Annotated in this window: 14 protein-coding genes; 5 read left to right on the top strand and 9 right to left on the bottom strand. The window is 65.9% G+C overall.

All coding sequences use genetic code 11. The features are described from left to right. Window positions 1–47: 47 nt before the first annotated feature. Window positions 48–1,520, bottom strand: a complete 1,473-nt coding sequence (gene dacB / locus B0I00_RS00330) for a D-alanyl-D-alanine carboxypeptidase/D-alanyl-D-alanine endopeptidase (RefSeq protein WP_100865396.1) — start codon at window positions 1,518–1,520, stop codon at window positions 48–50. A gap of 170 nt (window positions 1,521–1,690) precedes the next feature. Here dacB and purC point away from each other — a divergent pair, with 170 nt between their 5' ends. After that, window positions 1,691–2,470 carry a phosphoribosylaminoimidazolesuccinocarboxamide synthase gene (gene purC, locus B0I00_RS00325; RefSeq protein WP_100866400.1) on the top strand — a complete coding sequence of 260 codons (780 nt, stop codon included), beginning with the start codon at window positions 1,691–1,693 and terminating at the stop codon, window positions 2,468–2,470. A gap of 90 nt (window positions 2,471–2,560) precedes the next feature. Continuing rightward, entirely contained in the window at window positions 2,561–5,446 is a 2,886-nt protein-coding gene (locus B0I00_RS00320; protein WP_100865395.1) for a M16 family metallopeptidase, read from the top strand. Here B0I00_RS00320 and B0I00_RS00315 read toward each other — a convergent pair. The 6 genes from B0I00_RS00315 to B0I00_RS00290 all read right to left on the bottom strand — a co-directional run bounded on the left by B0I00_RS00315 (window position 5,425) and on the right by B0I00_RS00290 (window position 12,253). Then, window positions 5,425–6,546: an ABC transporter permease gene (locus tag B0I00_RS00315; RefSeq protein WP_100865394.1), complete on the bottom strand. Its 1,122-nt coding sequence runs from the start codon at window positions 6,544–6,546 to the stop codon at window positions 5,425–5,427. The two genes, B0I00_RS00320 and B0I00_RS00315, sit on opposite strands and share 22 nt — an antisense overlap. Then, entirely contained in the window at window positions 6,546–7,478 is a 933-nt protein-coding gene (locus B0I00_RS00310; RefSeq protein ID WP_100865393.1) for an ABC transporter ATP-binding protein, read from the bottom strand. The genes B0I00_RS00315 and B0I00_RS00310 overlap by 1 nt, the downstream gene beginning before the upstream one ends. Then, complete coding sequence (locus B0I00_RS00305) at window positions 7,475–8,449, bottom strand: HlyD family secretion protein (protein ID WP_100865392.1); 975 nt, start codon at window positions 8,447–8,449, stop codon at window positions 7,475–7,477. Before B0I00_RS00305 ends, B0I00_RS00310 begins: the two co-directional genes overlap by 4 nt. Then, window positions 8,449–9,066: a TetR/AcrR family transcriptional regulator gene (locus tag B0I00_RS00300; protein ID WP_157812438.1), complete on the bottom strand. Its 618-nt coding sequence runs from the start codon at window positions 9,064–9,066 to the stop codon at window positions 8,449–8,451. The genes B0I00_RS00305 and B0I00_RS00300 overlap by 1 nt, the downstream gene beginning before the upstream one ends. Window positions 9,067–9,170: 104 nt before the next feature. Next, window positions 9,171–11,591: a TonB-dependent receptor gene (locus tag B0I00_RS00295; RefSeq protein WP_100865390.1), complete on the bottom strand. Its 2,421-nt coding sequence runs from the start codon at window positions 11,589–11,591 to the stop codon at window positions 9,171–9,173. 173 nt (window positions 11,592–11,764) lie between these two features. Next, window positions 11,765–12,253, bottom strand: a complete 489-nt coding sequence (locus B0I00_RS00290; protein WP_198519112.1) for a hypothetical protein — start codon at window positions 12,251–12,253, stop codon at window positions 11,765–11,767. 252 nt (window positions 12,254–12,505) lie between these two features. On the opposite strand from B0I00_RS00290, the gene B0I00_RS00285 reads away from it, so the two are divergent. The 3 genes from B0I00_RS00285 (at window position 12,506) to purQ (ending at window position 14,187) form a co-directional block, all read left to right on the top strand. Beyond that, window positions 12,506–13,180 (top strand): winged helix-turn-helix transcriptional regulator, encoded by a 675-nt coding sequence (locus tag B0I00_RS00285; RefSeq protein WP_100865388.1) that lies wholly within the window; start codon window positions 12,506–12,508, stop codon window positions 13,178–13,180. 96 nt (window positions 13,181–13,276) lie between these two features. Further along, the gene (gene purS, locus B0I00_RS00280; protein WP_100865387.1) at window positions 13,277–13,513 is read left to right on the top strand and encodes a phosphoribosylformylglycinamidine synthase subunit PurS; all 237 of its coding nucleotides are present in this window, start codon (window positions 13,277–13,279) and stop codon (window positions 13,511–13,513) included. Continuing rightward, window positions 13,510–14,187, top strand: a complete 678-nt coding sequence (purQ, locus tag B0I00_RS00275) for a phosphoribosylformylglycinamidine synthase subunit PurQ (protein ID WP_100865386.1) — start codon at window positions 13,510–13,512, stop codon at window positions 14,185–14,187. The genes purS and purQ overlap by 4 nt, the downstream gene beginning before the upstream one ends. 3 nt (window positions 14,188–14,190) lie before the next feature. Here purQ and B0I00_RS00270 read toward each other — a convergent pair whose 3' ends face one another. Then, window positions 14,191–16,449: a putative bifunctional diguanylate cyclase/phosphodiesterase gene (locus B0I00_RS00270; protein ID WP_100866399.1), complete on the bottom strand. Its 2,259-nt coding sequence runs from the start codon at window positions 16,447–16,449 to the stop codon at window positions 14,191–14,193. Window positions 16,450–16,661: 212 nt separating this feature from the next. Continuing rightward, on the bottom strand, window positions 16,662–18,485 hold the full coding sequence (gene glmS, locus B0I00_RS00265; RefSeq protein WP_100865385.1) for a glutamine--fructose-6-phosphate transaminase (isomerizing): 1,824 nt from the start codon (window positions 18,483–18,485) through the stop codon (window positions 16,662–16,664). Window positions 18,486–18,493: the final 8 nt, after the last annotated feature.

Raw genomic sequence — 18,493 nt, 5'->3', positions numbered from 1 at the left:
GGCCCGCGTCACATGTGGCAACAATGGCACAGGTCGCGAGACGTATCCTAGTTTGCTGCGGCGATGGCGACGACGAGCGCGTCGATCATCGGAACTGCGCTGGCATCGCCGGGGACGTCGTTGGCCAGGATCGAAAAGGTCAATTCGCGCCCACTCGCCGCCTGGAGATAGCCTGACAGCGCGTTGGTGGCGTTGAGCGTGCCGGTCTTGGCCCAGACCTTGCCGGCGACCGGGGTTCCGATGAAGCGGCGGCGCAGCGTTCCGTCGATCCCGCCGACCGGCAACGAGGCCCGCCAGACCGGCGCCCAGGCCTGCCCCTTGGCCCAGGTCAGCAGGCCGACCGCAGCGCGCGGCGATATGCGGTTGTAAGTCGACATGCCCGATCCGTCCGAAAAATCGTAGGCGGTTCGCGCGATGCCCGCCCGTGCCAGCGTGGCGTTTATTGCCGCCACCCCGCTTTCCAGCGATCCCGGTTCTCCAGTGACCGGTCCGAGCGGGTCTTTCGCATCGGCGACCAGGCCCAGTCGGCGCAGCAGGACTTCGGCGCGCAGGTTCTGGCTGGGCTTGTTGATCACAGCGACCTCTTCGGCCAGCGGAGCGGGCATGACCGCGAGCGCCAGCCTCGGCTCGGGTGCCTTCGCAGGCGCTGACACCACGCCCAGGCCTTGCAGCGGGCGGTGCCGCACGATCACCTTGCCGCCAACCTTGACCCCCCGGGCAAGCAGGCCTTCGCGCACCAGCCAACCGGCAAATTCGGCCGGATCGTCGATCCCCAGCCGCTCGCGCCAAGGCGCCGCATTGACCGGGATCATCCCGTAGACGCGGAGTTCGCGGCTGCCGACCGCGCGATCGAACGCCAGCCTGGTCTGCCCTTCGGCAATGGTCTGGACCTCGTTCCGGACGGTGAAATAGGGCGTCACGGCGACGACGCCCGGCGCACCGGCAGTGCCCGGCGACACGACCAGCGGCACCTCGTTGTCATCGACCACGATGGCCGAGGCGGCCGTGCCGGATTCGGTCGGGATGTTGTTCCAGCTCATCCCCGGGCTCCATCGCTGGTCGGCAAAGGCGGTATCGTCGGCAATCACGTTGCCGACCTTGCGAGCCTTCATGGCGATGCCCGACAGCAGCCCGCCAAGACACCGCTTGACGCATTCGTTCGCGGTCGAAAGCGCCGTTCCCCCGCCGGTCAGCACCACGTCCGGCGCGCCTCTGGCCGCCGGAACCAGGGCCAGCGACGTTGCTGCCCGCGCCTCGACTGCGGCGGCATCGTCGCTCATCGCATCGAGTGCGGCGGCAGTCGTGAACAGCTTGGTATTTGACGCAGGGATGAAGCGCTGGTCGGGATCGATCGCAAGGATCTCCTGTCCCGCATCGTCGACGACCAGCACGCCAAACCGGGCGCCCTTGGGGGCCTGGGCGAGAATTGTCTCGACCTGAAGCGAAAGCGGGCTGGCGGTCTGTGCGGCGGCGGGCGCAACCAACGGCAGCAAGGCGATGAACGTCAGGGCAAGTCTCATTGCAGGCATCCTGCCGCCGCGCCCCGAACAAGTCCACCCGCGGCGGCGGCGCGGTTCGATTGCGCTGGCCGGGATTTTGGCGTAAGGGCGCGGCAATCGCCCCGGCCATGCAGGTTTTCGCTGACTTGCCCGCGCCGGGGCTTGGCTTTTTCACGTCCAAGGAAGTGCCCATGTCGCGTCGCCGCCAGATCTATGAAGGCAAGGCCAAGATCCTCTACGAAGGCCCCGAACCGGGCACGATCATCCAGTACTTCAAGGACGATGCCACCGCCTTCAACGCGCAGAAGAAGGGCACGATCAACGGCAAGGGCGTGATCAACAACCGCATCAGCGAGTACGTGTTCACTCGCCTCAACCACATCGGCATCCCGACCCACTTCATTAAGCGCCTCAACATGCGCGAGCAGCTGGTCCGCCAGGTCGAGATCATCCCGATCGAGGTCGTGGTGCGCAACGTGGCCGCCGGCTCGATTTCCAAGCGCCTCGGCATCCCCGAAGGCGAGCCTTTGCCCCACACGTTGATCGAGTACTATTACAAGGACGATGCGCTGGGCGATCCGATGGTCGCCGAAGAGCATATCGCCTGCTTCGGTTGGGCCGGGAACGAGGAAATGCAGGACATTTCCTCGATGGCGATCCGGGTCAACGATTTCCTCTGCGGTATGTTCGCGGCGATCAACATTCGTCTGGTCGACTTCAAGCTGGAGTTCGGGCGGATCTGGGACGGCGATTACAGCCGCGTGATCCTGGCCGACGAGATCAGCCCCGACGGATGCCGCCTGTGGGACATGACCACCGGCGAAAAGCTCGACAAGGACCGCTTCCGCCGCGATCTCGGTGGCGAGGAAGAGGCCTACCAGGAAGTCGCCCGCCGTCTCGGCCTGCTGGAAAACGACGGCCCGAGCGAAGTGCTCGATCTCGGCGCGCACAGGAAGCTGCGCGGCAAATAAGCGCTCATCGGGCGGGCCGGATGGCCCGTCCGTCGATTGTGGACCGCAAGGCCTTGCCCGCTGCGTCCCCATGCGGCACGTCGCCTTGTGATGCTGTCGCGCAAAGCCCTGTCCGCTCTAACCATTTCGATGCTTGCACTGGCAGCCTGCGCCCCGCGCGCTGGCGAGACTGCGGGCGTGGCGTCGATCCCTCGCGCCAAGCCGACCTGGGCCTTCCAGGCTAGCGACGTGCCGGTCGACGAAGGCTACCGCTTCGGCCAGCTGGCCAACGGCATGCGCTTTGTCGTGCGGCACAACGCAACGCCGAAGGGCACGGCGGTGGTTCGCATGAACGTCGAGGCCGGCTCGCTCGACGAAGGCGAAGCCGAGCGTGGTTTTGCCCATTTCGTCGAGCACATGGCCTTTAACGGCTCGACCAACGTGCCCGAAGGCGAGATGATCAAGTTGCTCGAGCGCGACGGGCTGGCCTTTGGGGCCGACACCAACGCGACGACCAGTTACGATCGCACGACCTACATGCTCGACCTGCCGCGCGCTGATGGCCGGCTGCTCGACACGGCGCTGATGCTGATGCGCGAAACCGCGAGCGAGCTGACCATGTCGCCCGAGGCGGTGGCGCGCGAACGCGGCGTGATCCTGTCGGAAATGCGCGATCGCAACAGCTTCTCGCTGCGCAACTATGTCGACCAGACCGAGTTCGTTGCACCCGGCTCGCGCTATGCGCAGCGTTTGCCGATCGGCACCACCGAGACCCTCAGCGGCGCCTCAGCCGAGGCCCTGCGCGCCTTCTACCGCCGCGAATACGTGCCGGCGCAGACCACGCTGGTGGTGATCGGCGATGTCGATGCCGCCGCGGTCGAAACGGCGATCCGCGCCCGGTTCGACAGCTGGCAGGCCGCGCCCGCCGAAGACCAGCCCTCCGCAGGCCCCATCGCAACCAGGGCCGAACCGCGCACCGACATCTATATCGATCCCGCGCTGTCGGAGCGGATCACCGCGAGCCGCCTCGGCGCATGGAAGGACGAGCCCGACAGCTTGGCCCAGCGCCGTGAGAACCTGTTGCGGCAGGTCGGCTATGCCATCGTCAACCGCCGGCTGCTGCGCCTGACGCGCGAGGCGAACGCCCCGTTCCGCAACGCAGGGCTCGGCACCGGAGACCTGTTCGAGGCGGGCCGCGCGACCAGCCTCGTCATCGATACAGTCGATGGCAAATGGCGCCGCGGATTGGTCACGGCGGCGCAGGAATACCGCCGCGCGCTGCATTACGGCTTCAGCGCTGACGAAGTGCATGAACAGGTTGCGGCGATCCGTGCGGCGAACGCCAACTCTGCCGCAGCGCAGGATACCCGCAGCAACGGCCAGCTTACTGGCGCGGTGCTGGCACTGGTTACTGACGAGGTCGTTCCCGACACCCCGAGCCGCTCGCTTGCAAGGCTCGAGGCGTTCATTCCGCAGATCACCCCGGCGGCTGTCCTTGCCGCCCTCAAGCGTGAGCTGGTGCCGCTCGACGTGCCGTTGCTGCGTTTTCAGGGCAGGATGCCGCCGACTGGCGGCGAAGCAGGACTTCGCCAGGCCTGGGACCAGGCGATGCGGGCCGCCATTGCTCCGCCCAAGGCTGCCGAGAGCGGGCAGTTTGCCTATACCGATTTCGGCGCGCAAGGCCGCGTCGTCAGTGACCGGGTGGAACCGCTGCTGGGTATCCGTGAGTTGCGCTTTGCCAACGGAGTGCGTCTCAATCTCAAGCAGACCGACTTGCAGAAGGACCGGATCTGGGTCCAGACCTCGATCGATGGCGGCAATTTCTTGGCGACCAAAGACCAGCCGTTGGCGACCAAGTTGGGCAGTGTCCTGACGCTCGGCGGGCTTGGCAAGCATAGCAAGGACCAGCTCGACACGCTTCTGGCGGGCAAAACCGCGGCAACCAGTTTTGCCGTGACCGACGAGACCTTCACCCAACTGGTCACGACCAACCGCCAGGACCTGCTGCTGCAGATGCAACTGCTGGCCGCACAGGTGACCGATCCGGGCTATCGCCGCGAGGGCGAGGTGCAGTTCCGCCAGTCGGTCAACAACATGTTCGCCTCGCTGCGGGCTACGCCGGGCGCGACGCTGGCCGCCGATGGCGGCGCGATCCTGTCGGACAACGATCCGCGCTTCAGCCTGGGCAAGGTCGAGGACTGGCGCGGGCTGACCTTCGAAAAGCTGAAGAGCACCATCGGCGAGCGGCTGGCCTCGGGCGCGATCGAGATTGGCCTGGTCGGCGACTTCGATCCCGACGCGGCGATCACCGCCGTCGCCGCGAGCTTTGGCGCCCTGCCCGCGCGCGAGACCGATTTCCGGCCCTATGCCGACGAACGGCGCCGCAGCTTTACCGCGGATCGCAGCCCGCGCGTGCTGCGCCACAGCGGTCCCAAGGATCAGGCGCTGGTCACCATCACCTGGCCGACCCGCGACGGGGAGGATCCGGTCGAGATGCTCAAGCTCGAACTGCTTGAACGGGTCGTGCGGATCGAACTGACCGACACGCTGCGCGAGAAGCTGGGCAAGGCCTATTCGCCCAGCGCCAGCAGCACCACTTCGCGGACGTGGCGCGACTACGGCGTCTTCGGCATTTCGGCTTCGGTCGAGGTGGGCGAGATCGCTGCGACCCGGGCCGCGATTGCCGAAACGCTGGCCGACCTGCGCGACAGGCCGCTACCCGCCGACGTGCTGCTGCGTGCCCGCGCGCCGATGATCGAGAGCTTCGAGAACCTGCTCAAGACCAATGCCGGCTGGCTGGCCTATGTCGACCGCGCCCAGACCGAACCGGACCGGATCGAGCGCTACCTGAGATCGGTAGAACGGGTGAAAGCGATCACCACCGCCGATATCCAGGCGATTGCGCGGCGTTACCTGACGCCGCAGGCGGGGGTGGAGATCACCGTCCTGCCGGACGGCGTGGCGGCTGGCGCCGATCAGGCCACGGTGTCGCGGTAGCGCCGCACCGCGATCGTACCGAAGGCCAGCAGCATCACGACCAGCACGGCGGTTTCCGACAAAGCCAGCTGCCAGTCCCACCCCTTGAGCATGACGCCGCGGACCAGCCGGATGTAATGCGTGGGCGGCAGCAATTCGGCCAGCCACTGCGCCCAGACCGGCATGCCGCGAAAGGGAAAGGCGAAGCCCGACAGCAGGATAGAGGGCAGCAGGTAGAGCATCGACAACTGCATCGACATGATCTGGCTGTCGACCAGCGTGGACAGCGTGAAGCCCAAGGCCAGGCTGACCAGAGTGAACAGCAGCGTGACCGCCAGCAGCAGGCCGAACGAGCCGACGAAGGGCACTTCGAACACGATCGCCGCCGCCAGCAGGACGACCAGCACCTGGACCAGCCCCATGGCGAAATAGGGCACGATCTTGCCGATCATCACCTCGATCGGGCGAAGCGGGGTGGCGAGCAGGTTCTCCATGGTGCCTTGCTCGGTTTCGCGCGTCACCGACATGGCGGTGAGCGCCACCATGGTCATCGACAAGATGATGGCAAGCAGCCCCGGCACGGTGTTGTGACTGGTGATACCTTCGGGGTTGAAGCTGCGGTGCAGGACGACATCGACCGGCGGCGGGGTCTGCAGGCGCATTGTCAGGGGGCCGGCAAGGTCGCGCGCCAGGGCCCGGGCGATCGCCTCGTTGACGGCGGCTACGGCAGGCCCGGTCGAAGCCGGATCGGTCGCGTCGACGGTGAGAAGAAGCTGCGGTCGCTGGCCGCGTACCAGATCGCGCGAAAAATCGGCCGGCACGGTAAGGACGAACTGCACCTCGCCTTCGGACAACAGACGGTCGCCCTCGCCATAGGTAGTGACTACCTTGGCCACGTCGAAATAGCCGGTTGTGCGCAGCGCGCTGACGATCGAACGCGAATAGACCGAATTGTCTTTGCTTTCGATCGCCAGCGGCAGGTGGCGCGGATCGGAGTTGATCGCGAAGCCGAAGATCGCAAGCTGGATGATCGGAAACATCAGCATCATCACGAACATGCCCGGGTCGCGCGCCATCTGGCGTACTTCCTTGAACACCATCGCGCCGATCCGTTCCCACATCAGGCCTGCTCCACCACGGATCCGTCGGTGGCGGTGCGCATCAGGTTGATGAACACGTCCTCGAGCGTGGGTGGAACCGCCCGCCAGGTGATGCGCTCGGCCCAGGGCGCCACCGCCGCACGAAGCGCCTCGGGATCGGTGCCGCAGACGTGGAGCGTCGTGCCAAATGGCGCCGCCATGGCCACGCCCGGACGTTCCTCGATCTCGGCGGCCAGCCGGTCGGCACCCGGACCTTCGCCTTCGAGCGCGGAAAGGCCAGAGGCGGCAATGACCTGGTCGGTAGTACCGTGCGCCAGCATCACCCCATAGGCGATATAGGCGATCTCGTGGCAGCGCTCGGCCTCGTCCATATAGTGGGTCGAGACGAGAACAGTCATGCCTTCGCGCGCCAGCGCATGGATCTGGTCCCAGAACTCGCGCCGGGCCTGGGGATCGACCCCGGCGGTCGGTTCATCGAGCAGCAGGATCCTCGGCTCGTGAAGGACAGCAGCGGCGAGCGCAAGGCGCTGCTTCCACCCTCCCGACAGTTTGCCCGCGAGATGCCCGGCGCGACTGGTCAGGCCGAGCCGCTCGAGCGCTGCCTCGACGCGCGCATTGCGGTTGTCGAGCGAGTAGACCCGGGCGATGAATTCCAGGTTCTCGGCAATGGAAAGGTCGGAAAACAGCCCGAACTTCTGCGTCATGTAGCCGATCTGCTGCTTGATGGCGCGGCGGCTCGTCCTGAGGTCGAGACCGAGCACTTCGCCCTCGCCCTCGTCGGGGATCAGCAGGCCGCAGATCATCCGCAGCGTCGTCGTCTTGCCCGATCCGTTGGGGCCGAGGAAGCCGCAGATCCGGCCCGGCTGCACCGCCAGATCGACATGGTCAACCACGGTCCGTCCGCCGAACCGCTTGGTCAACCCGCGCACGGCGATGGCGGGCGCGTCACTCACAGCGGTTCCACTGCGACGGGCAGGCCCGGCGGCAGCGGCCTGGTATCGGCGGGAAGCAGCGCCTCGACCAGGAAGACCAGCTTGGCCCGCGCGGTCTCGCTGTAGATCACCGGCGGGGAAAACTCGCTGCGCGGCGAGACATAGCTGACCCGCGCCTGGCGCGCCGCGCCGCAGCCGTCACAGGTATAGCGCACGGTCATGCCCGGCCGGACCGCAGCAATCCGGTCCTGCGGCACGTAGAAGCGCAACTTGCGCTTGTCGTCGGGCAGGACCGAGACCACCGGCGAATTGGCCGGCACCCACTCGCCGGGGTTGTAGAAGGTCTGCTCGACCACGCCGCGCGCCGGGGCGACCGGGGCAATCTCGCGGCGGCGCTGGCGCTGACCGCGCAGGGCGGCTTCGGCTTCGGACACCTGCGCACGCGCCGCGGCGATCTGTTCGCTGCGTCCGGCGCTGATCTGGCCCGAGGCGATCTGCGCGCGGGTCTGGGCCAAGGCGGCCACCGCGGCATCGCGCGCCGCGCGCGCCGCGTCGAGTTGGGCGCGGCTGGCAAAGCCCCGTCCGGCCAGCGCCGAAATCCGCGAGTAATCGTTCTGCGCCTTGGTCAGTTGGGCGGCGGCCTGGGCCTCAGCCGCGCGAGAAACGGCGATCTCGGGCGCGCGCTGGCGGGCGGCGGAAAGATCGCCGGCCTGGGCCTCGGCCGCGGCAACCTGGGCTTCGATGCGCGCCGTATCAGCGTCGGTGGTTTCGGGATCGAGCGAGAACAGCGGCGCGCCGGCAGCGACGGCCGCACCGCGATCGACCGCGCGCGTGGCCAGCCGGCCCGAGACCGGCGAAGCGACGTAAAGCGTCTCCGCCTCGACGTAACCGAGCCAACCCGCCTCTGCGGACGGCCGCGTGGCATACCAGCCCGCACCGCCGACAATGGCCAGCACGGCCAGACCGATCACGGGCTTGGGCACCTGAGGCATCAGGCTGCATCCTTTCTGACAAGAAGGCCGTCGAGCAGCAACCGCGTGTGCGCGCGCGCCATGGCCGCGGGATCGACCGGCTCTGCGCCGACCGGCTCGAACACCATACGCCAGACCGCGTTCAGCAGCAGGGCACCGATCACCGACCGGCAGGCCATGGCCGGATCCTCGCAAATGAACTCGCCCCGCCCCACCCCGTGGCGAATGATCGCTTCCACCATGCCGAGGCCGCGGTCGACGACGTTGTCGTGATAGAAGCGTGCGAGATCGGGGAAGTTCGAGCCTTCGCCGATGATGATGCGGGGCACGAAGGCAACCTCGGGACTCGTCATCCGCTGGGCGGCCACATGGACGAACCCTTCCAGCAGGGCCGGCGCGGGCACATCCGCGAAATCGGCAGGAACCATGTCCGGCAGCGTGCGATCGATAACGTCGGTCACCAGCGCCTGGAACAGCGCGTCCTTGGATTCGAACTGGAGGTAGAGCGCCGCCTTCGACAGACCGATGGCCTTGGCCACGTCGTCCATCCGCGTCCCGGCATAGCCGCGCTGGCTGAACACCGCGCGTGCGGCTTCCAGGATGTCGGCGCGGCGGGTCGGGACGCTGGGTCTGGGCACGGCAAAATAAATAACTGACTGGTCAGTTATGTGCAATGCCAAAAAAATGGGGCGGCCGCCTGTCACATGCGACCGCCCCGTCGAGGGTGGAACGAAGTTGCCTCTTAGAACGCCAGGGTCGCTTCGACACCGAAGGTGCGCGGCGCGTTGTAGTTGGCGTAGTCACCCAGCGCCGTATTGGCGGCGCTGCGACGGTAGATGTGTTCCTCGTTGAACAGGTTGCGGGCCCACAGCGCCAGCGTCAGACGCTGATCGCCCGTCCCCATCGGGATGTCCGACAGGCTGAGGCGGCCGTTGACGATGAAGCTCTTGTCGCTGAGCGTCGGTTCGTTGGCAAAGGTGTGCACCGGATCCGAATAGTTCGCATCGAGGTGGAAGCGCAGCAGCGTGCCGTTGTCGCTTACCGGCAGGTCATAGTCGACCGACCCCGACAGCGCGTTCTTCGGCGTGTAGAGGATATAGACCGTCTGGTAGACCGGCGTGGTGACCGGCGGGGTAAGCGTCGCGTTGAGCGCTTCCTGCACCGTGTTCCGCGCCGGCGGGATCTTCGAATAGGTGTAGGCGTAGGACAGGTTCATCGACAGGCCGTCGACCGGACGGACGGTCAGATCGGCCTCGATCCCGCGGATCTTGGTCGTGCCCATCGCGTTCACCGTCTCCAGCGTGTTGCGCACGGTGCCATTGGGCTGCGGCAGGAAGAAGTTGAAATCAACCTGCGTATCGGTGCGGTCCATCATGTAGCCCGCGATGTTGAAGCGCACCTTGCGGTTGAACAGCTCCGACTTGAAGCCCAATTCGTAGGACTTCACCTGTTCCGGCCCGAACGACAGGTAGGTCAGCGAGCGCGAGCTGGCCCCGCCCGCGCGGTAGCCGGTGGCATACTTGGCGTAGAGGTTGATTTCGGGAGTGGCCTGCCAGGCGATCACTGCCAGCGGATCGAAGCGGTTGTTGACCTGATCGAACGTAAAGTTGGTGGCCGCGCCGTTGACGATGTAGAGACGCCCGTCCTTTTCGTCGCGAGTGTAGCGTCCGCCAACGGTCAGGCGCAATGGCTCGATCGGCGCAACGGTAACCTGACCGTAAGCCGCATAGCTCTTGGCGAAGGCGATCGAGGCACGGGCGAGCGTAGCGGTCTGATAGGTCAGCGGATCATTGATGGTGTAGCCGGTGACCGTCGAGTTCCAGCGGTTCGTGTTGGGCGTGCGCGCGGTGTCGTTGGCGCGTTCGTTGAAGTAGTAGAGCCCGGCCACATATTCGACGGCATCGCCGATCGAGCCGACCGCCTGGAGTTCCTGGCTGAACTGACGCTGGTCGAGCGTGGCGAGCGAGTAGCGGCTGAAGTTGACGTTCGGACCCCAGACCGGCGTGCGGTGCGCACCGCCCGAGTTGTCCCACTGGTCGTCGCTGACCGTGCGCCAGGCCGTGATCGAGCGCAGTTCGAGATCGTCGCTGGCGTTCCAGCGGATCGTCGAGGTGAAGCCTTGGGCCTTGCCGACGCTGACCTGCTGCGGGACCTGGATGTCCGTTTCTTCCATGCGCCCGTAGCCCCAGGTGATCAGCGGCTTGCCCGATGCGTCCTTCGGCAGCGAGGCGAGCGCGGCCGGGGTGATCGTCACGAGCTGGCTGTAGAACGGCGTGTTCTCGTCGCGACTCTTGTCATAGGCGAGGTCCACGCTCAGTCCGTCGACCGGCTTCCAGCGCGCGGCAATGCGGCCGCCGACACGGTGGTACTGGTTGAAACCGGCCTGCCCCGGCATGGTGTTGCGGGTGGTCGGATCCTGGTGCTGGATCACGCCGTCCAGCTTGAAGCTGACATTGGCGATTGCCGGCAGGTCGAGGTGAATTTGGCCGTTGTACGAGCCATAGTTGCCGACCCCGGCGCTGGCACGGCCGCCGAACTCGCCGGTCGGCTGGCGCAGGACCATCGAGACCGCGCCGCCTTCGGTGTTGCGACCGAACAGCGTGCCCTGCGGGCCCTTCAGCACTTCGATGCGCTGGACGTCGAACAGGCTCGCGTTGAGGCCGTGCTGGCGACCAAGGTAGACGCCATCGAGATAAACGCCCACGCCCTGTTCGCGGGCGGGCTGGTTGGCATCGTCGGGAACGATGCCGCGAATACCGATGGTCAGCGCCGACTGGCGGGCCTCGAAGGTCGAGATGCGCAGCGACGGGACCGAGCCGTCGGCCAGGTCCATCAGGCTCTGCACGTTGCGCTTCTTAAGTTCGTCCGCACCCATCACCGAGATCGAGATCGGGGTGCGCTGCAGGTTGGTTTCGCGCTTCGTCGCGGTGACCACGATTTCGGTCAGCCCAGCGTCGGACTGTGGCGGCGCGCCGGCTTCTGCCGGAGCAGCTTCCGCCGAAGCCGGTTCTGCCGCCTCGTCGGCCGGGGCCGCGCCATCCACCGTTACGCCAGTCGCGGTGACGGTCAGGTTGCTGGCTGCGGCAACGCCGGCGTTGCCAAGGGCAAGCGCCGCACCGAGTGCAGCAAGGGATGCGTGGGTACGATACGAAAAGCGGATCATCGGGTTTTCCTGGAAATTGATCTGGTCTGCTCGATGCCGATCCAGGGAAACACGAATCGTCCCCAGCGGCCTCGCCGCCGCCTCTAGGGATGGTGTGTGTCGCTTCCGCGTATGATTGATGACAACAGTACGACAATTAGACGTCAGTTAACGACGTTGGTGTGAATATTCGATCAGTCGAGGTGCGCAGATTCCAGCAAGGCTAGCCACTGCTGACGTGACCCCGCATCGGGCACGCCCTTGACCAGAACGCTCAGCAGAAACAGCGAACGCTTGCCCTGAACGATGCGGGTGATCATGGTTTCGGCCCGCGCTGCGGGGCAGGCCGGGGCAAGTCGCTCGAAGGTGATCGAAATCGCGTCTTCGGCCAGCGTGGTGACAGCGGGATTGCATCCGGCAACCGCCCCTCCCTGAATCTCCGCCGCCCAGTCACGCGCTGTCCTGATCTTGCCAGTCGGCGTGCGGGCAATGATTTCCAGCGCCTCGGTCCAGTCCCGGGCAGAACGACCCTTCACCGCAATAAGATCGACGACGTAACGCGGATTGCTGGCGTCGAAATCGATCATCCCCGGATCACCGCCATCGAGCACGGCCTTGAGGCCGGGGTGGTTGCGGTGATCAAAGGTCAGTTTTTCCGCACTTGCCGGCGCTGCAACGGCCACCGCAAAGAGGAGCGAAATTGCAAGCCGTAGCCCGCGAGCGAGCGATCGATCCTGTCCCATGGGAACAGTCTAGCCGAGTCGTCGCACGGGGTGAATACGAATTAGGTGACAGTTTAATGACGTTCTGGACCTATTTTCCGCGCAACGGCCCGCTCGAATGCGACAGCAACCAAACTGTCACATAATCATCATCAAACCGTCACCTTGACGCGGCAGAAGGCGGCAGAATCTTGACAGAGCCATGCCGTTCCGATGACCAGTCCAACGACCATACTGCTTACCGCGCCTTCGCCGCTATTGGTTGACGATCTGCGCAACCAGCGTCCCGACTGGCTGGTCGTTCCGCTGTCCGATATCGTACCCGATAGCCTCGCGGGTGAGCTCTGGGCCTTCATCGACTGGGTTTGCCCGACCATGTCCGGTCTCGAGATGTGCCGCCGCCTGCGCGAGGCCGAACCGACCCGCCGCTCTCACCTCACCATGGTCCTCGACGATCCCGATCCCGATGCGCGCCGCCGCGCACTGCAGGCCGGCGCCGACGATTACATCGTCGGCACTCTCGACGCGGCGCAGGTCATCCAGCGGGTCGATCGCAAGACCGGCGGGCCGCAGCCGGTGCGCCAGCGTTTCGTCAACGGACCGGTGGCGATCGACGTTTCGGCCCACCAGGTCCGCGTCAACGGCACGATCGTGGCCTTGCGTCCGAACGAATTCCGTCTGCTGGCCCATTTCATGGAGTACCCCGACCAGGTCTTTTCGCGCACCGCGCTCATCGATCGGCTCGGCAAGGACGGCGATGCGCTGGACGAGCGTACGGTCGACGTCTGGGTTGGCCGCCTGCGCAGGGCACTGACCGAACACGGCGCGCCCGATCCCCTGCGCACGGTGCGGTCACTTGGATATGTGATGGATTCGCAGGAAAGCTGACCGGAAGGGCGCCGGCCGCCCTTGCTCCGTGAAGCGACAGGAGGCATAGGCGCGCTCGAGTCTCAAGCCCCCGCCCTTCCCGCGAAAGGTCTGCCCATGAAGGTCCGCGTCTTTGTCAGCCTGAAGAACGGCGTGCTCGACCCGCAGGGCCGCGCGATCCACCACGCGATCGAGGGCCTTGGCATCGACGGCGTCAAGGACGTGCGCGCCGGCAAGATGATCGAACTCGACGTCGAGGACAGCGTCACCGACTCCCAGCTCGAGGAAATGGCCAGCAAGCTCCTCGCCAACATGGTGATCGAGAATTACCGGATCGAAAGGCTCGCGGCGTGACCTTCCGCAGCGCGGTCATCACCTTTCCCGGATCGAACTGCGACCGGGACATGGCCGACGCGCTGGAAAAGGTGTCGGGCGCGCCCGTGACCCGGGTCTGGCACGGCGATGCCGACCTGCCCGCAGGCCTCGATTTCATCGCGCTGCCTGGCGGCTTTTCCTATGGCGATTACCTGCGTTCGGGCGCCATGGCCGCGCGCAGCCCGATCATGCAGGCCGTTATCGCCGCGGCGAACCGGGGCGTTCCCGTACTTGGCGTGTGCAATGGCTTTCAGGTGCTGACCGAAGCGGGCCTCCTGCCCGGTGCCCTGTTACGCAACGCGGGCATGAACTTCGTCTGCCGCGAGGTGCGCCTGACGGTCGAGAACAGCCAGAGCCTGTTCACCGCGCGCTATGAAGCGGGCCAGGAAATCGTCATCCCGGTCGCCCACCATGACGGCAACTACTTCGCCGACGACGCGACGCTCGACCAGCTGGAGGGCGAAGGCCGTGTCGCGTTCTGCTATGCCGAAGAGGTCAACGGGTCGGCCCGGCAGATCGCGGGCGTGCTGAGCGCCGCCGGCAACGTACTCGGCATGATGCCACACCCGGAACGGATGATCGAGGCGGAACAGGGCGGAACCGACGGACGCGCGCTGTTCGAAAGCGCGGTAAAAGCGCTGGTTTCGGCCTAGCTTCTACGCCGTCGCGCGCTGCAGCGTGGGGGTGGCGAAGAGGCCGCGCGCTTCGAGCGCGGGCATCGGGCGACCATAGTAATAGCCCTGGATCTTGCGGCAGCCGAGCTGGCGGATCACGTTCAGCTCGGCGTCGGTTTCCACGCCCTCGGCCGTGGTCGACATGTCGAGGCTTTCAGCCATGGCAACCACCGCGCGGATGATCGCGAGGCTTTCCGGACTGCCGGTTGCAGCGCCCTGGACGAAGCTGCGATCGACCTTGATCGTCGAGAAACGCAGGTTGCGGATATAGGCGAGCGAAGAATACCCGGTCCCGAAATCGTCGAGCGCGATGCCGCAGCCCAGCGCCATGATCTGTTCGAGCGCCGCCCGCGCCGTTACCGCGTCGCGCACGAAGATGCTTTCGGTCACTTCGAGTTCGAGCCGCTGGGCAGGCAGGCCGCTGATCGACAGCGCGTTGACCACGCTGGGAATGAACTGGGTGTCGAGCAATTGTTCGCCCGAGACGTTGACCGCCACCTTGACGTGGGCCGGCCAGCGCGCGGCCTCGCGGCAAGCCTCGCGCAGCACCCATTCTCCGATCGGGACGATCAGTCGGGTATCCTCGGCCAGCGGGATGAACTTGGCCGGGCTGACGAAGCCGTGCTCGTCGCTGTTCCAGCGCAGCAGCGCCTCGAAGCTGACGATATTCTCGTCCTTGGCATCGACCACCGGCTGGTAGTTGAGCAGGAACTCGTTGCGCTCGAGCGCACGGCGCAGCGAGAATTCCAGCTTGCGGCGTTCTTCCGCCAGGGCGTGCAGCTCGGGCTCGTATTTGAAATGCTGGCCGCCGCCTTCTTCCTTCGAGCGGTAGAGCGCCAGGTCGGCGTTGCGCATCAACGTCTCGACCGTGGTCCCGTCGCGCGGGCCGGTCGCCGATCCGACGCTGGCACCGATGTAAAGCGTGTGGTGATCGATCTCGTAGGGACGCGACAGCACCTCGATGATCGCGTTGGCAATTCGGCCCACGCGGGTCGGATCGGACGCATCCTTGACCACGATCGCGAACTCGTCACCGCCAAGGCGGCCGCATAGCTCGTTATCGCTGCAGATCGAGCGCAGCCGCTCCGAAACCTTGGCGAGAAGCTGGTCGCCGACCAGATGTCCCAGCGTATCGTTGACCGCCTTGAACCGGTCGAGGTCGATCATCAGGAAGGCGCAGCGGGTGCGCCACTGGTCGGCGTAGCGCATGGCCTCGCCAAGCGCCTCGGTGATCATCATGCGATTGGGCAGACCCGACAGCGTGTCGTAACGCGCCATGTGGGCGATCTTTTCCGAGCTTTCGCGCTCGTGCGTCACATCGGACCCGACACCGCGGAAACCGTCGAAATTGCCGTTGTCGTCAAGCTTCGGCGTGCCCGACAGTTCCCACCAGCGCTGGTTGCCGCCGATCGTCACCCGCACCAGCAGGTTCGAAAAGCTTTCACGCCGCTTCAGCCGCTCGGCAAGGTCGTGCAGGCTGGGCGGAAACATTCCGGTTTCCCAGGCCGGGCCGGCGACAAGCTGGATGAACGACTTGCCGTCGATTTCATCCGGGCCAAGCCCGAGCGCAAAGGCAAAGCGCGGGCTGGCCGAGCGGACGCGGCGCGAGGTGTCGATCTGCCACAGCCAGTCTGCCTCGCCCTCCTCGAATTCCTTCAGCAGAAGCGAGACCACTTCGTTGCGTTCGGCCATGCCGGCTTCGGCAACGCGGGCAGTGAGGAACGAGCGCGCGTTCTCGATCGCGCCCTTAACCACTACGGCGATGAACAGCAGCGAGACGATCATCATCTCGAAGGTCAGGGTATAGGCAAAGCTTGCGAGCGAGGCGAGACCGACGATGCCGGTGAACATCAGGTTGGCCAGCGGGACCGCCGGCAACATCACCGCACAGGCAGTCATCAGCATGGCGCAGATCGCCCAGAGCTCCATCTTGGCAAGGTCGGAACCATAGGGCGCGAAGAACGCCATCGGTATGACCCAGGCGAGCGCGTTGGCGATTGCGCCCACGGTCTGGCGCTGCACCTCGTCGCGGCCGATGCGGCGGCGGTCGGCGTCGACCAGGTCGGCATCGATCCGCGCGCCGTAGTAGAGCGTAGCGCCAAGCGTGCCGAGCCAGGCCAGCAGGAAGGCCCAGTGCACCGTGCCGAAATAGATCCAGCACACGCCCAGCGAGGCCAACGCATGCGCGCCGACGCGCAGCGTGGTGACGCGCGCCAGGCTGGAATACTGAAGGCCGCGCATCCGCGTCCAGTCGCCTTCCGCCGGATCGCTCAATCCGAGGACGGCGTTGACGGGAAGCGCCTTGGGCAGGACGGGGGCAGATGATTTCTTGCTCACCCGTGCTGCATAGGCGACCAATGGTTATCGCCCGGTAAAGCGCCAGCCAGCACTGCGACGAACCGCAGCGGACTTTAATCGCGGCGGTTCAATGCCTTGCCGGGGCGCGGCCGATGCTATTCGACGGTTACCGACTTGGCCAGGTTGCGCGGTTGGTCGACGTCGGTGCCCTTCACGCAGGCGACATGATAGGCCAGCAACTGAACCGGGATCGCATAGACCAGCGGCGCGATCAGGGGATGGACCGAAGGCATCTCGATCGTCGCGAGGCACCCCTCGCCCGCTTCATCCAGACCTTCGCGGTCGGAGATCAGCACGATCTTGCCGCCCCGGGCCCGCACTTCCTGCATGTTGCTGACGGTCTTTTCGAACAGGGGGCCGCTGGGTGCGATGACGATAACCGGCACGGCTTCGTCGATCAGCGCGATCGGCCCATGTTTCATCTCGCCGCTGGCATAGCCTTCGGCGTGGATGTAGCTGATTTCCTTGAGCTTGAGCGCCCCTTCAAGCGCCAGCGGGTAGTCCTGCCCGCGCCCGAGGTAGAGCACGTCGCGCGCCGGTGCGATGAGGTGCGCCATGGCCGCAATCTCATCGTCGTGGCGCAGTGCCGCGTTGAGGCTGGCAGGCGTTTCGAGAAGGTGCGCGACGACATCGGCTTCCTCGGCGCGGTCCATCCGGCCGCGCTTGACCGCCAGATGCGCAGCGAGCGCCGCCAGCACGGCAAGCTGGCAGGTGAAGGCCTTGGTGCTGGCAACCCCGATCTCGGGACCCGCGTGTGTGGGCAGCAGCAAGTCCGCCTCGCGGGCCATCGAACTGGTCGGCACGTTGACCACGACCGCGATGGTCTGACCGTTGTCCTTGCAATGGCGCAGCGCGGCCAGGGTATCGGCGGTTTCCCCGCTCTGCGAGATGAACAACGCCAGCCCACCCGGCTCGAGCACCGGATTGCGGTAGCGGAATTCCGAGGCGAAATCGATGTCGGCGGGCAGGCGCGCGAACTGCTCGAACCAGTATTTCGCGACCATCCCTGCATAATAGCTGGTCCCGCAAGCGACGATTGTGACCCGGGTAATCGCCGACAGGTCGAAGTCGAACTGCGGCAGCGCCACCGACTGGTCGACCTGGCGGATGTAGCTGCGCAGGGTCTGGGCAACGACGGTCGGCTGCTCGAAGATTTCCTTCTGCATGAAGTGGCGGTAGTTGCCCTTTTCGATTTCGGCAGCCGAAGCGCCGGACGTGGTCACCTCGCGCTCGGCCGGATTGTTGTCCTTGTCGTAGACCTGCGCTCCCTGGCGGGTGATCACCACCCAGTCGCCTTCGTCGAGATAGGCGATCTTCTGAGTCAGAGGCGCGAGTGCCAGGGCGTCGGAGCCGAGATAGGTCTCGCCATCCCCGAAGCCGAGCACCAGGGGCGAACCCAGCCGCGCGCCGATCAGCATGCCGGGGTGGTCCTTGAAGGCGATCGCCAGGGCAAAGGCCCCGCGCAGCTGCGGCAGGGTGGCCTTGACCGCCTCCTCCGGGCTCATCCCCGCCTCGACCTGTTCGGAGACCAGGTGGGCGACGACCTCGGTGTCGGTGTCGCTTTCGAACACGCGGCCGCGTGCGGCGAGCGCTTCCTTCAGTTGGCGAAAGTTCTCAATGATGCCGTTGTGCACGAGGGCCAGCACCGCCGTCGCGTGCGGGTGGGCGTTGGCGGCAGTCGGTGCGCCGTGGGTTGCCCAGCGGGTGTGGGCGATGCCGGAGGTGCCCGGCGCGGGATCACGCGCCAGTTCCCGCACGAGGTTGACCAGCTTGCCCGGCGCACGGCGGCGGACGAGCTCCCCGTCGTGCACGGTGCAGACCCCGGCGCTGTCATAACCACGGTATTCCATCCGCTTGAGCCCGTCGACCAACCGGTCGGCTACCTCTTCCTTGCCGACGATGCCGATGATGCCACACATGCGCTGCT

Origin of the sequence: Novosphingobium kunmingense, assembly GCF_002813245.1 — a bacterium.
In the GTDB taxonomy this organism is placed as follows: domain Bacteria; phylum Pseudomonadota; class Alphaproteobacteria; order Sphingomonadales; family Sphingomonadaceae; genus Novosphingobium; species Novosphingobium kunmingense.
Note: the sequence above shows the minus strand (reverse complement) of the source record. Positions and strands in the feature narration are given on the sequence as shown.

What these genes read in the sequence shown, in the direction of transcription:
- dacB (WP_100865396.1), bottom strand. Translation starts at nt 1,520, where the DNA reads ATGAGACTTGCCCTGACGTTCATCGCCTTGCTGCCGTTGGTTGCGCCC.
- purC (WP_100866400.1), top strand. Translation starts at nt 1,691, where the DNA reads ATGTCGCGTCGCCGCCAGATCTATGAAGGCAAGGCCAAGATCCTCTAC.
- B0I00_RS00320 (WP_100865395.1), top strand. Translation starts at nt 2,561, where the DNA reads ATGCTGTCGCGCAAAGCCCTGTCCGCTCTAACCATTTCGATGCTTGCA.
- B0I00_RS00315 (WP_100865394.1), bottom strand. Translation starts at nt 6,546, where the DNA reads ATGTGGGAACGGATCGGCGCGATGGTGTTCAAGGAAGTACGCCAGATG.
- B0I00_RS00305 (WP_100865392.1), bottom strand. Translation starts at nt 8,449, where the DNA reads ATGCCTCAGGTGCCCAAGCCCGTGATCGGTCTGGCCGTGCTGGCCATT.
- B0I00_RS00295 (WP_100865390.1), bottom strand. Translation starts at nt 11,591, where the DNA reads ATGATCCGCTTTTCGTATCGTACCCACGCATCCCTTGCTGCACTCGGT.
- B0I00_RS00285 (WP_100865388.1), top strand. Translation starts at nt 12,506, where the DNA reads ATGACCAGTCCAACGACCATACTGCTTACCGCGCCTTCGCCGCTATTG.
- purS (WP_100865387.1), top strand. Translation starts at nt 13,277, where the DNA reads ATGAAGGTCCGCGTCTTTGTCAGCCTGAAGAACGGCGTGCTCGACCCG.
- B0I00_RS00270 (WP_100866399.1), bottom strand. Translation starts at nt 16,449, where the DNA reads ATGCGCGGCCTTCAGTATTCCAGCCTGGCGCGCGTCACCACGCTGCGC.
- glmS (WP_100865385.1), bottom strand. Translation starts at nt 18,485, where the DNA reads ATGTGTGGCATCATCGGCATCGTCGGCAAGGAAGAGGTAGCCGACCGG.